The 13,531-nt window shown below is 68.5% G+C and carries 11 protein-coding genes; 1 reads left to right on the top strand and 10 read right to left on the bottom strand.

Translation table 11 applies throughout. The features are described 5' to 3' along the window. Nucleotides 1-45 precede the first annotated feature (45 nt). On the top strand, nt 46-3,783 hold the full coding sequence (locus tag HY699_00780) for a protein kinase (GenBank protein ID MBI4514339.1): 3,738 nt from the start codon (nt 46-48) through the stop codon (nt 3,781-3,783). 412 nt (nt 3,784-4,195) lie between these two features. On the opposite strand, the gene HY699_00785 is transcribed toward HY699_00780, so the two are convergent. The 10 genes from HY699_00785 to HY699_00830 all read right to left on the bottom strand — a co-directional run bounded on the left by HY699_00785 (nt 4,196) and on the right by HY699_00830 (nt 13,523). Further along, nucleotides 4,196-5,341 carry an acyl-CoA dehydrogenase family protein gene (locus HY699_00785; GenBank protein ID MBI4514340.1) on the bottom strand — a complete coding sequence of 382 codons (1,146 nt, stop codon included), beginning with the start codon at nt 5,339-5,341 and terminating at the stop codon, nt 4,196-4,198. Nucleotides 5,342-5,391: 50 nt separating this feature from the next. Then, nucleotides 5,392-6,171 (bottom strand): enoyl-CoA hydratase/isomerase family protein, encoded by a 780-nt coding sequence (locus HY699_00790; GenBank protein ID MBI4514341.1) that lies wholly within the window; start codon nt 6,169-6,171, stop codon nt 5,392-5,394. 50 nt (nt 6,172-6,221) lie between these two features. After that, a complete protein-coding gene (locus HY699_00795; protein ID MBI4514342.1) occupies nt 6,222-6,665 on the bottom strand; it encodes a YiiD C-terminal domain-containing protein in 444 nt (147 codons plus the stop codon). Nucleotides 6,666-6,670: 5 nt separating this feature from the next. Then, the gene (locus tag HY699_00800) at nt 6,671-7,825 is read right to left on the bottom strand and encodes an acyl-CoA dehydrogenase family protein (GenBank protein MBI4514343.1); all 1,155 of its coding nucleotides are present in this window, start codon (nt 7,823-7,825) and stop codon (nt 6,671-6,673) included. Nucleotides 7,826-7,896: 71 nt separating this feature from the next. Further along, complete coding sequence (locus HY699_00805; GenBank protein ID MBI4514344.1) at nt 7,897-9,426, bottom strand: AMP-binding protein; 1,530 nt, start codon at nt 9,424-9,426, stop codon at nt 7,897-7,899. Continuing rightward, nucleotides 9,423-10,310, bottom strand: a complete 888-nt coding sequence (locus tag HY699_00810) for a hypothetical protein (protein MBI4514345.1) — start codon at nt 10,308-10,310, stop codon at nt 9,423-9,425. Before HY699_00810 ends, HY699_00805 begins: the two co-directional genes overlap by 4 nt. Nucleotides 10,311-10,313: 3 nt before the next feature. Beyond that, nucleotides 10,314-11,105 (bottom strand): enoyl-CoA hydratase/isomerase family protein, encoded by a 792-nt coding sequence (locus HY699_00815; protein MBI4514346.1) that lies wholly within the window; start codon nt 11,103-11,105, stop codon nt 10,314-10,316. 2 nt (nt 11,106-11,107) lie between these two features. Beyond that, a complete protein-coding gene (locus HY699_00820; GenBank protein MBI4514347.1) occupies nt 11,108-11,521 on the bottom strand; it encodes an OB-fold domain-containing protein in 414 nt (137 codons plus the stop codon). Nucleotide 11,522: 1 nt separating this feature from the next. Continuing rightward, nucleotides 11,523-12,656 (bottom strand): thiolase family protein, encoded by a 1,134-nt coding sequence (locus HY699_00825; protein ID MBI4514348.1) that lies wholly within the window; start codon nt 12,654-12,656, stop codon nt 11,523-11,525. Between the two features lie 6 nt (nt 12,657-12,662). Beyond that, the gene (locus HY699_00830) at nt 12,663-13,523 is read right to left on the bottom strand and encodes an amidohydrolase (GenBank protein MBI4514349.1); all 861 of its coding nucleotides are present in this window, start codon (nt 13,521-13,523) and stop codon (nt 12,663-12,665) included. Nucleotides 13,524-13,531 lie beyond the last annotated feature (8 nt).

Raw genomic sequence — 13,531 nt, forward strand, 5'->3', positions numbered from 1 at the left:
GTTCATTCCGTATCTGTTGTGCGGGCCGCAAGAGAATGACCGCTCATGCACGACGACTCGCGGACGCAGTTCGCTGATTTTCCTGCGACCGCGCGGTTTCGCCCGATCGCGTGTTTGGGCTCCGGTAGCATCGGCGTGGTCTACCGCGTTCACGACCTGGAATCGGAAACCGACGTGGCGCTGAAGACGGTGCGCGTCCCCGCGCCCGATCGTCTCTATAGCCTGAAACAGGAATTCCGCGCCCTCGCCGGCATCGTCCATCCCAACCTGATCGAGTTGTACGAGCTGTTCGTTGCCGGAGAGTCGTGCTTCTTCACCATGGAGCTAGTCGACGGCATCGGGTTTGCCGAGGCGGTGGCTGCCGGTCTGCGTGATGGGGGCAAGGGCCTCGAGGTCGCCGCCCTCAGCGTGCTTTGCCAACATGTCCGACAGGTGGTGGCAGGATTGTCCGCCGTGCACGAGGCCGGGAAACTCCATCGCGACGTGAAGCCGTCCAACATCATGGTCACCACCGGCGGCCGCATCGTCGTGCTGGATTTCGGACTGGCCACGGCGCTGCACCTAACCGGCGAGCTCGATGGCTTCGGCGGCTCGCCGGCATACATGGCTCCCGAGCAAGCCTGGGGGCGGCCGTTGACGCCGGCGGCCGACTGGTACGCGCTGGGGGTGGTGCTTTATGAGGCGTTGACGGGGGAGCTGCCTTTCACCGGCTCGCCCGCGCGCATAATACGAGACAAAGCCCGTCCGCCACTGCGTTCAGCGCGGGCGTTGCGGCCGGACATCCCGGCCGCGCTCGATGAGCTGATTACCGCCTTGCTCCATTCCGATCCGATGCAGCGCCCCGGCGCCGCGCAGATCCTCGAATGTTTGGCCGAGTGCGATGGCGGGCGCGCGCCATCGCCCCCACCGGCGCAGTCACCGGAGAGCTCGCCGTTTGTGGGCCGCGAGAACGAGATGGCGTGCTTGGCCGAGCTGTTTGCCGCGGTACGAGCTGGGGCCGCCCCCGTGGTGGCGCACGTGGTCGGGCCCTCGGGCATAGGCAAGACCGCGCTCGCCCAGCGTTTCATCGACGGGGTTGGCGGCGAGGCGCTGGTGTTACGCGGGCGTTGCCGCCCGCAGGAGAGCGTGCCCTACAACGCGCTCGATGCGGTGGTGGATGCACTCAGCCGGCACCTGCTGTCGCTCTCCGACGACGAGGTCGCCCGCCTCGGGCGGCTGCACCCGGCCGAGCTGGCCCAGCTCTTCCCGGTGTTGCGCCGGGTGGCGTTGTTCTCGGCGCAGCCTCCACCGGAAGCCGAACCGCACGAGATCCGCCGCCGCGGCGTCGCCGCCTTGCGCGAGCTGCTGCGGGGCTTGGGAAAAACGCGGCCGGTGATCGTGTGGGTCGATGACGTGCAGTGGAGCGACATCGACAGCGCTTTGTTGTTACTCGACCTGCTGCGCGGGGCGGAGGCCCCGCGGATGCTCTTGCTGCTGTCGTACCGGAGCGAGGCCGAGGTGCCGTTCCTGCGCGCGTGGGAGGAGCACTCTGAGGACCTGCGCCAGCTGCGTAGCGAGGTCGTACAGCTGGCGGCCTTGAGCCCGGCCGAGTCGCTGATGCTTGCCGGCCGGTTGCGCGGCGACGCTCAGGGCGCGCAGCGGATTGCGGCCGAGGCCGCCGGATCACCGTTCCTTTTGTGTGAGCTGGCGCGACTGTCTGCTGCTCCGAGTGCACCGAGGGCGGACGAGCACGCGCCGGCGTCAGCCCTGGCTGACGTTGTCAGCCGGCGATTGCAGCCCCTTGCGCCAGCGGCGCGCCGGCTGTTGGAAGTCGTCGCGGTGGCGGCGCGGCCCATCGAACGAGAGCTCGCACTGCGGGTCGCACACCTCGGTGCGCCGGGGCGCCCGGTGGTGGCGCGCCTGGCGGACTCGTGTCTGCTGCGCTCGGCGGTGATTAATGAGTCGGTGCAGATCGAGCCCTATCACGATCGCATCGGCGAGGCGCTGCTGGCCAGCTTGCCGGCGGACCAGCTGCGCCGCTGCCACGGTGAGCTGGCGGACGAGTTTGAGCGGTTGTCGTCGCCCGAGCCGGAGGCGCTGCTGCGTCACTGCCTCGGGGCGGGACGGCCCGAGCGTGCGGCGCTGTGGGGCGAGCGCGCCGCCGATCGGGCGGCCGAGGCGCTTGCCTTCCGCCGCGCCGCAGAGCTGTACGGCCAGGTGCTCGAGCTGCAGCCGGAGCACCGCGGCCGCCCGGCGCTGTTGGCCAAGCACGCCGAAGCCTTGGCCAATGCGGGGCATACTGCCGGCGCTGCCGCCCAATTCGAGGCCGCGGCGCAGGCCTTTGAAGCATGCGGGGCAGAAAAGCCGCGCGTGCTCGATCTGCGCCGCCGCGCCGGCGAGCATTATCTACGAAGCGGACATGTGCCCGCCGGTACCGCCGCCATGCGAGCAGTCTTGGACGCCGTCGGCGTCTCGTACCCGCGCTCGCCGGGCAAGGCGTTGCTCTGGGCGCTCGCCCTGCGTGCCAGATTGGCCTGGCGCGGTCTGAAGTTCCACCCGCGTACGCCCGATGAGATCCCGCCCGAGCTGCGTCTGCGCCTGGATACCTGCTGGGGTACGTGCTCCAGCTTCGCCATGATCGATCAGGTCGCGGCAGAAGTGGTCGCCATGCGCCACCTTCTCGACGCGCTAAACGCCGGCGACGCTCTCCACATCGCGCGCGGCCTTGCCATTGAGATCCCGAAAACGCAACAGATCGGCGGTCGGTTCTTGCGTCAGCGGGCGGAGCGACTGGTGCGATTGCTGGAGCGGCTCACGACCGAGAACGGAGGCCCTTACGAGCACGCCATGTTCCACGCGTCGTTGGCAGGCAGCGCGTTCGAAGATGGGAAGTGGAGCGCGGCGTGGGCGCACGCCGATCAGTCCACAGTGATCTTGCGCCAGCACTGCCGCGGGGTCGCCTGGGAGACCGTCACCTTCGAAGGGTTCGCTCTGTCGGCGCTGGCGCAGATGGGGGAGCTGCGCGAGGTGGGCCGGCGGCTGCCGTTGCTAGTCAGTGATGCCGAGGAACGCGGGGACCTGTACGCGCAGCTCTGCTTCAAGGCCAGCTTTCCCAACTTGGTGTACCTGGCCGAAGACCGGCCCGACTATGCGCGTCGCGTCGCCGATGAGGCGATCGGGCGCTGGCCGAGCTCGGGAGCCTTCGACATCGAGCACTACTTCCATCTGATCGCCGGCATGCACCTGGATCTCTACGCCGGTGGCTGGGGCGCGTGGCGGCGGATCAACGAAGTCTGGCCCAAGCTGCAACGGGCGCTGCTGCTGGCCATGGAAAGCCCGCGCGTAGAGCTGCGCAACATGCGTGCGCGCGCGGCGCTGGCCGCAGCCAGCACCGGAGCTGGCGCCACAGCGGGGGGCATGGATCGGCGATGGACCGTCCCGCGCTTGCTTCGCCTCGCCGCGCGCGACGCCGCGCGCATCGCGCGGGATACCGGCATCGCCTCGGCCAGCCCGTTCTCCAAGCTGCTTCTCGCCGGGGTGGCACACGCCGAAGGCCGCCCCACGCAGGCTGCCGATGCATACGCGGAGGCGGCATGCGCCTGCGCCTCCGCCGACATGAACCTGTACGCTGCTGCCGCCCGTTATCGCGAGGGCGAGCTGCGCGGTGGCGACACCGGCCAGCGCCTGCGCAGCGAGAGCGAGGACTGGATGCGTGCTCAAGGCATCCAGAATCCCGCGGCCATGGCGCGCGTCTGGTGCCCGGTTGATAGCCTGGAGTTAGATCCGAAACGCCGTCGTGCATGAGCACGTCGAGCTCGCAACCGCAGGAGGGGAAGCCAACGAGGCTGGGAAAACAGCGATGGCGCTCACAGCCGCGCGCGCGAATCGCGAACCCGATTCACGATAAGGTCAGGGCGGGGTAGCGGCCGGCGCCGGCGATGACCAGTCCAACAGTCCAACTTGCGGTCTTGAAATCTGCCAACCGCCACGGCGTGAATGCAGGGAGACCCCCTCGCCCTCTGGGAGAGGGTCAGGGTGAGGGCCTGGCAGCGGAAGCTGGCGAAGCGGCGCGAGCGGACGCGCAGCTTGTTGGAGCATGCGTTCACCGGGGTCTTCGCCGGCGCTTGGTGGGCTTCCCCGCTTGCTATCGCGCTCGCCGGCTCCTCATCCCGCCGTTGCCGCGGCAGCGTACGGATGCGCACCGCCGGCGCTCTCATCACGCCGGCAAACCCAGGATGCGGGCGATGGTGTTGCGCTGGATCTGCGAGGTGCCTTCACCGATCTCCAGCACCTTGCAGTCGCGGTAAAAGCGCTGCGCCGCCGACTCCATCGCGTAGCCAAACCCACCGTGGATTTGCAGCGCTTGTTCGGTGACCCGCGTGCAAGTCTCGGTGGCGAAGAGCTTGGCGCGCGAGGCTTCGAGGATGTGCGGCTCATTGCGCGCCGCTTTCCACGCCGCCTGATAGGTGAGCAGCCGGGCCGCCTCGATCGCCGTGTGCATGTCGGCGAGCATCCAACCGATGCCTTGGAACGCTCCGATCGGCTGGCCGAACGCCTTGCGCGTCTTGGCGTAGGCGAGTGCCTGCTCGAAGGCCGCTGTGGCCAAGCCGACGGCAAAGGCGGCGGCCATTATGCGCCCGCGCGTGAGCGTGCGCATGGCGGCGGTGAAGCCGGTGTTCTCCGCGCCGAGCAGATTTGCCACCGGCACACGGCACTCCTCGAACACCAGCTCGGCGGTTTCAGCCGCGCGCACGCCGAGCATCTCGATCCGGCGGGCGGCGCGGAAGCCGGGCGTCCCACGCTCGACGACTAGGAGGCTCAAGCCCTTCATGCCCTGCTCCGGCGCAGTCGAGACGGTGGCGACGACGAAGTCGGCGAAGGTGCCGTTGGTGATGAACATCTTGGCGCCGTTGACGACGTAGGTATCGCCGTCGCGCACGGCTCGCGTGCGGATACCGCCGGGGTCGGAGCCGGCGTCAGCCTCGGCGAAGGCCCAGGCGCCGATCCGCTCGCCGCGCAGGCCGGGCGCAAGCTGGCGCCGCCGCTGCTCGTCATTGCCGAACGCCGCAACCGCCGACAGCGCCAGCGCCACGTGCACGTAAATGCCGAGCGCGATGCCGGCCGAGGCCCGCGCCAGCTCCTCGGCAAAGACGGCGAAGGTGACCGCATCGCCGCCGCTGCCGCCGTGTTCGGCAGGGAATCCCACGCCGAGGTAGCCAAGTGCACCGAGCTTCAGAAACAGCTCACGCGGGTAGGCACCGCTGCGATCGCATGACTCGGCCAGTGGGGCGATCTCACGCGCAGCAAAGTCACGCAAGGCGGCCCGGAACTGTTCCTGTTCTTCCGTCAGTGAGAAATCGATCATCGCTCACGCTCCGCGTTAGAGTCCGAAGTCCAAGGTCCAAGGTCGGCTCACGCCCCTTTGAATGTGGGCGGGCGCTTTTCCTTGAACGCGGCGACGCCTTCGCGGTGATCGGCAGTCTGTAGGCACTGCACTTGGGCAAAGACCTCGAAGTCGAACTCGGCTTCACGATCGCGATCGAGCGAGCGGTAGGCGGCTTCCTTGGTGGCGCGCAACGCCCGCGGCGGCCCGGCGGCAAGCTGCGTTACGAGCGCCGCCGCATCGGCCTCGAACGTCTCGGCCGAGGCGATGCGCTGCACCAGGCCAATGCGTTCGGCTTCCTCCGCCGCGAGCAGGCGCCCGGTCATCATCAGATCGAGCGCACGGCCGAAGCCCACCATCCGGGGCAGGAAATAGCCTGCGCCCATGTCGCAGCCGGCCAGGCCGATCTTCACGAACGGGATGCCGATGCGCGCGCCGGCACGCATGATGCGGAAGTCGCAGCTCAGCGCCAGCCCGACGCCGCCACCGATGCAGTCGCCGTGGATCTTGGCGACGGTCGGGATCGGCAACGCCATCAAGGCGCGCAACGGATCGAGGTAGTGATCGACGATCGCTTCCCACTCCGCCGGCGCGCGCGGCACCATCTCACCCTGATCGGCCCCGGCGCAGAAAGCCTTGCCCTTGCCGGCGAGCACCAGCACGCGCGCCGAGGAACGACGCACCTCGGCCAGCGCCGCGATGATCTCATCGAGCGCGGGCAGGTCGATAGTGTTCAACCGCTCGGGACGGTTGAGGGTCAGCGTCGTCACGCCCTGTTGGTGCGACAGCTCGAGCGCTTCAAATGGCATCGTCACTCCCTGGCGCAGGCTGTTGGGTTGCTCCTACCGGCACACGCTCGTCATGCGAGCTTTCTGAAATGGTACTCGACGGTCATCTCCGCCACCGCCGCGCCCGCGGTATTGTACATCATCACGGCCAGCGGCAGGATGGCCTTGCCGTCACGTTCGACGGCGCGCTCGACTCCAGCGACAGTGTCCGGGGTGATCTCGACCGTGCTGGCGATCTCGCCGTCGACTGGTTTGAGGTAATCGATCTCGGCGCGCCGGGCGAGCATGCGCAGGCGGCTCAGATCGAAAGCCGCCCCGGCGGCGACGCCGGCGCAGGTCTCGCCGAAGGTGAAGATGGCGCCGGCGTGCGTGATGCCGACGTAGTTGTTGTTGGTGGGATCGTGCGGCAAGCGCAAGCGCACGCGCGTCGGCGTGATCTCGTCCACCTGCACCGCCACCTTCTTCAAGAAGGGGATGCCGCCAGCGATCAGGGCACGCAGGTCGTCGGCGTTCATCGACGTCACCTCGCCTTTCCGATGCCGCGGCGGGCGATGATCTCGCGCATGACCTCGCTGGTGCCGGCACCGATGGCAAAGCCGCTGATGCCGCCGGTGGCGCGGGCCACGAAGTATTCCTCCATGCAGCCATAGCCGCCGAAGGCCTGGTCGCACTCGGGCGCCAGGCGCTTGAACAACTCGCCGGCGAACAGCTTCGCCATCGACACGTACACCTCGGCTTGGGGGTCACCGGCGCACATCAGCTCGGTGGCGTACCAAGTCAGCGTCCGTGAGGCTTCGAGCTGCGTCATCAGATCGGCGAAACGGTGGCGCCAGACCGCCATGCCGGCGAGCAGACTCCCGAACACCTCGCGCTCGCCGGCGTACTGAAGCGTCTCGTCGAGGATCTCCCGCATCCAACTATTGGTGATGTACGACAGTACCAGGCGCTCGCCCTGGAACAGCTTCATGATGTTGTAGAAGCCGTGCCCTTCTTCGCCGACGAGATTGCGGACCGGCACGCGGCAGTCCTCGAAGAACAGCTCGGCGGTATCCGACGAGTGCGCCATCACCTTGCGCAGCTTACGGCCGACGGTGAAACCGGGCGTATCGGTGGGAACGATGACGACGCTGACGCCGTGCGGTCCCGCCTCGCCGGTGCGGACGGCGAGCGTGACGAAGTCGGCGATGGTGCCGTTGGTGATGAAGATCTTGGAGCCGTTGATGACGTAGTCGTCGCCGTCGCGGCGCGCCGTGGTGCGCAGGCCTCCGACATTCGAGCCGGCGCCGGGTTCGGTGATGCCGAGTGCGGCGATGCGCCCGCCCTTGATTGCCGGCACTAGCCAGTCGCGCTTCAACCCCTCGGAGCCATAGGCGTGGATGATGCTCGTGGCGATCTCGCACTGTACCATCAGACTCACGACCACACCGACGTTGCGCCCGCGCATCAGCTCCTCGATGAGGATGCCGGTGTACCAGTAGTCGAGCCCGCTGCCGCCGTACGCCGGTTCGAAGCGCACGCCGAGAAAGCCGTGGGTGCCGGCTTTGCGAAACAACTCTCTTGGGAACGACTGCTCGCGGTCCCAGGTCTCGCCGTGGGGCGCGATCTCGCGCTCGGCGAAAGCACGCACAGAGTCGCGGAACAGTGCGTGATCTTCGGTGAAGGGCGGGAAGGGCATCATCTACCTCCAAAGCACGTGAACCGTGAGTCGGGAAGCGTGAAGCGCGCGGAAGAGGGAGAACATTGGAGCTACTCTGCACCGTGGATGCCGCGCTCGCGGCCCTGCCAGAACGGGGCGCGCGCGGCGCGGCGCAGGATCTTGCCGACGCTGCTCTTCGGCAGCTCGGCGACGAAGTCGACTTGCTTGGGGACCTTGAACGCCGCCAGCTGCGCCTTGCAGTGGGCGATGATCGTCGCTCCGTCCACGCTCGCGGCCACGACGATCGCCCTGACGGCCTCGCCCCACTTGGCGTCCGGCACGCCGACCACGCAGCACTCGCGCACGCCCGGCACGGCGGCGATCACGTCTTCGACCTCGCGCGGGTAGACGTTGAAGCCGCCGCTGATGATCATGTCGTCCTGGCGGTCGGCGAGGTAGAAATAGCCGTCGTCGTCCTGGCGGCCAAGATCACGGGTGCGCAACCAGCCGTCTTTCAGCGTCTGCGCGGTCAGCTCGGGTAGCTTCCAGTAGCCTTTCATCACCCACGGCGCGCAAACACAGATCTCGCCGACCTCGCCGCGCGCGGTGTCGCTGCCGTCGGGGTTCAGCAGCCGCACCTGCACCGACGAGTCGGCCTCACGCCCGATCGAGGCCAGCCGCGCACCGCCGGCCTCGAGGGCGGCGTGATGCTCCGCGGAAGAGAGAAACGTGCTGAGGCCGTATGCCTCGGTCTGGCCGAAGCCGGTGGCCAAGATCGGTCCGAAGGCTTCGAACGCCCGCCGGACCAGCGTGGGCGAAGCGGGGGCAGCGGCGTACAGGACGAGGCGCAGACTGGAAAGATCGCAGCTTGTGACGTCCGGATGGTCGAGCAGCATTTGCAGCAACGTCGGGACCATCAGCAGCACGCTGATCCGCTGTGCACCGATCGCCGCCAAGATTTCCACCGGGTCCGGTTTCGGTAAGATCACCAGCGTCGCGCCGGTGCAGATGCCCGAGTCCATCACCCGGCCGCCGAAATGACTGAGGGCGAAGTGGCCGAGCAAGCGATCGTCGTGCCGAATGCCGGCGCCGGTGGCCCACGCGGCGATGCCCGCGCTGATGCTGGCGAAGGAATGCATCACGCCCTTAGGCTTACCGGTGGTGCCCGAGGTGTAGAGGATTTGGCCGAGATCGTCGGGCGCGCCGTCGGGCGCTTCAGCGGACGCGCTCGAAAGCGCGGCGTGCGCGAAGGCTTCGACAACGCGGACGCCGCTGCGCTCGCGGCACAACTCGTGAGCACGGCGGCTGCCGTCCGGGCTGAGCGCGATCACCAGGCGCGCTTCCGAGTCCGCCAGCATGTACGCATGCTCGCGCGGCGTGAGCGCTCCGAGCATGGGCACAAACACGCCGCCGGCACGCGCCACGGCGCAAACGGATTCGACGTAGCGGTGGTTGTTCTCGTGCACGATGGCGACACGGTCGCCGCGGCCAAGGCCCAGGGCGCGCAGGCCCGCGGCCAGCTCGCTGGCGCGCTGATCGAGCTGCGCGTACGTCAGCACGGTGCCGCCATCGACGATCGCCGCCTTGTTGGGCCAGTGCCGCCCGGCGCGGGCGAGGTAGTGAGAATAGGGATGAATCATCGCGATCTCGGATTTTGGATTGCGGACCGCGGATTGCGCTCTGCGGGTGTGAGGTGCCGTTCCGGCGGGCCGACGTACTTCGCCCCGAGCGCGTCGGGAATGATGCGCAACGGCACGCCCTCGCGGATTTCCTCGACCACGTGGGCGACCAGCGCCATGCCGTAACTCACCGCGCCGAGCGCGCCGATTTCGAGCGGATGCCATTCGAGATCGACCATCACGGCGGCGATCGCGCCCGCGAGATTCATCGGCAAAGGCCGGCCCTTCGCGGTTGCCAGCGCCGTGCCGATGGCGTCGAAGAGCGCGCCGCTCTTTCCCCAACCGCCGGCCGCGCGCGCCAAACGTCGCACGATCTTGGCGCGGGGCTCGCCGCTCTTGTGGATCGGATGGCCGAACCCGGGCACATGCCCCTTCGCCCCTAGCCACTCGGCCACCGTATCGCGCGCGATACGCTGCAGCGATGCACGCCCCGGCCGGGTGCGGGCCGCGTACAGCATCTCGGCGCACTCCTGCGGCGAGCCGGTGACCGAGCCGGTTGCCAGCATCCCGCTGGCGATTGCCGGGATCGGCGATTCGGGAAAGGCGGACGCGGTGAAGCGCGCGGCGCAGGCGGCCGAGTTGATGAACTGCTGGTCCATCGCGCTCTTCATGACCAATTCCAGCAACGCCGCCTCGCGCGCCGACGGCAGCTCGCCGCGCACGATCAGCCACGCGCTCTCGATGAAGCTGAGGTGCTCGATCAACTCTTCGATCGGGTAGCCGCGCACGAGGATCTTGCCCGGCGCGGCGGAGCTGATGCGCGTCTGCCAGTAGTCGGAGAAGTCACCGCTCCGAACAAAGTCGCCGATCGATCGGCGGCGCGAGGCCTTCGGCTTGCTGCTCATGCGTCAGCGTCCTTTGAACCGCGGCGGGCGTTTCTCCATGAACGCCCGCGGTCCTTCCTGCGCGTCCTCGCTCTGGCGGACCGGCTCGGCGAGCAGTTGCTCCAGGCGCAGCGCTTCGTCGAGTGCGAGGTGCAGGCCGCGGTAAACGGCTTCCTTCGCCGCGCGCACGGCGACCGGGCCATTGCGGCAGATGCGTTCGGCCAGCGCTAGCGCCGCCGGCATCAACTCGCTCTGCGGAACGACGCGGTTCACGATACCCAGGCGATGCGCCTCGGCGGCCGCGATACGCTCGCCGGTGAGAATCATTTCGAGCGCAGCGCCGAGCGGCGCGATCCGCGGCAGCCGCTGCGTACCGCCGGCGCCCGGCATGATGCCCCAGGTTACTTCGGGCAGGCCGAAACTGGCGGTGTCCGCGGCGATGCGGATGTCGCAGGCGAGCGCCAGCTCGAAGCCGCCGGCCAGACAGTAGCCGTTCACGGCGGCGATGACCGGCTTCCAGAGCGGCAGATTGCGCGTTAGCCCGCCGAGACCCGGCTCGACTCCGGCGCGCGCCAGGCGCTCGGCGGACGTGAGCGAGCGGTAGAACTCTCCGACGCCGCGCAGATCGGCACCGGCGCAGAATGCCTGGTCGCCGGCGCCGGTGAGCACGGCAACCCACAGCTCCGCGTCCTCGCGAAAGCGCCGCCAGGCGCCGGCCAATGCCTGATCGGTTTCGCGGTCGATGGCGTTCCGGGCCTCCGGGCGGTCGATGGTAATGATGGCAATATGCTCTCGGTTCTCGAAGCCCACGGCCATTATCACGCTCCTTGCGGTGCAAGCCGGAAGACCGGCAGAGCCGCGTCGCCGATGTCGAGAAATTCAAGCCGTACGGGCGCGCCGACACGCACTTCGCCCGGCGCGCTGCCGACGATGTTGCTCACCAACCGTGGGCCTTCGGCCAACTCGATGACGGCGACGATGTACGGCAGCAGCGGCTCGAAGGCGGGGTGATAGGCGCGATGGTACACCGCGAAGCTGAAGACGCTCCCTTCGCCGCGCGCTTGGCGCCACTCAGCCCCAGCCGCCCAGCACCGCGGACAGACCACCGACGCCGGCAGCCAGCGATGCCCGCAGGCGGCGCACTGCTGAAAACACAAGCTGTGACGCGCGCACGCTTCCCAGAACGGGCGGATGACAGCATCCGATTGCGGAACGGGCCGGGGCGCATCCATGTCAGTTACGGCTCAGGATCAACGTCGCGTGCGTGTTCATGCCGAGGCCGTGACCGCTCACCAACGCGACCTCCGCATCGCTCACTTGCCGAGCGCCGCAGCCGCCACGCAACTGGCGCACCGCCTCGATGACGTGCAGCATGCCGCCGCCAAAGCCCTCGGAGAGCAAGCCGCCGGCAGTGTTGGTCGGCAGCGCGCCGGCGAGACCGAGGCCGCCCGCCGCCACGAACGCGCCGCCTTCGCCCTTGGCGCAGAACCCGTAGTCTTCGAGTTGCATGAGGACGACGATGGTGAAGCAGTCGTACAACTCCGCGACGTCGATGTCCGCGGGGCCCACGCCGGCCATTTGAAATGCTGCCGGCCCACAGCGCCGCGCGGGAAGTTCGGTGAGGTAGTCGGCGGCGGCGAAGCTGGTCAGGTTGTGCGCCTGGGCGAAGCCGGCGATGCGGACGGCGGGATGGCGGAGATCACGGGCGCGGGCTGCGGAGGTCACCACTACCGCGCCGGCGGCATCGGAGATCAGGCAACAGTCGAGCGTGCGGAGCGGCTCGACGAGGTAACGGGATGCGAGATAGTCGTCGAGCGTCAGCGGCGTGCGCTGCTGGGCGTGCGGCGTCAGGCTGGCGTGGTGGCGCATGGTGACGGCGACGGCACCGAGGTGTTCCGGCCGTGTGCCGTAGAGCGCCATCTGCCGTTGGGCGGCGAGCGCGTGCAGGCCGGGCGCCCCGAAGAGGCCGAACGCTGCGTCGTCGCCGCGGCCGTAGCGCCAGGTGCCCTCGGCCTGTGACGGGGCGTCGCCAAAGACGCAGACGCAGACCTCGCACAGGCCCGCGCCGATCGCCATCGCGGCGCGCTGCACCATGGCGACCGAGCTGGCGCCGCCGATGACTTCCGAGGCGGTGTAGCGCGGGTTGAGCCCCAGCATCGCGCCCAAGCGCAGGAAGTGTGGCGTGACGCCTTCGATCACGCCCTGTGAGTAGCCGGGTTCAGTGATCAGGCCGTCGACGGCGCTCGGCGTCAGGCCGGCGTCGGCAACCGCTGCGCGCACCGCCTCGGCCTGCAGCGCCCAGGCGGACCGCTCGAGCCGCGCGGCCAGAGGCGTGTGCCCGACACCGGCGATGACGGCGCGCGACATCGAGATTCAGCGCGCTATCCCGAACACGCGCGCGGCGTTGTCGCGGACGATCTTGCGCGTGGCCTCGACGGAGAAGCCGCAGGCGTAGACATCGTCAAGGGTGCGCTTGAACGGCAACAGCGGATAGTCGGTGCCCCAGATGAGCTTGTCTTGACCGTAACCGCCGGCGAACTGCTTGAGGCGCTCGGGCCAGTGCCGAGCCGGGCGCGCCGAGGTCTCGACGTAGACGTTCGGGTGCTTCCAAGCGAGGATCATCATCTCCTCCTCCCACGGGTTGCCGACGTGCGTGCCGAGGATGCGCAGCTCGGGGAAGGTCAGAGCCACTTCATCGAGGTAGATCGGACGGCCGCACTCCGACGGCAGCAGCGGACCGGTATGCCCGACCTGGATCGCCACCGGGATGTTGTACTCGCAGCAGGCAACGTAGAACGGCCAGTACATCCGATCGGTCGGCGGCGGCGCCCAGGTACGGCCGTCGCCGAACTGATACGGCTCGAGGCGGCAGGCGCGCATGCCCAGCTCCTCGACGCAGCGGCGGAACTCGCGCATGGCCGGCATGGGGTTGCGGATGTCGACGGTAAAGCAGCCGATGAACCGGTCCGGGGCCTGCCGGACGTAGGCGGCGGTCTCGTCGTTGTCGACGATCCAGGTGCCGAGAAAGTTGAACGACGAGGCCACGCCGATCTGCACGCCGGCGTCGTCCATTTCGGCGATGATCTCGTCGAGCGAGGCGCCGCGGCGGAAGCGCTCTTCGACCCCGTACTTGCGGAAGATGTGCCAGAACGAGTCCGGCCAGCGCTGCGCCGTGTGTGGCGCCATCACCGACATCCAGGCATCGATCGCGCCCACCCGTTCGGCTGTACTCATCGGCTTCC

Source organism: Deltaproteobacteria bacterium, assembly GCA_016210005.1.
In the GTDB taxonomy this organism is placed as follows: domain Bacteria; phylum Desulfobacterota; class Binatia; order HRBIN30; family JACQVA1; genus JACQVA1.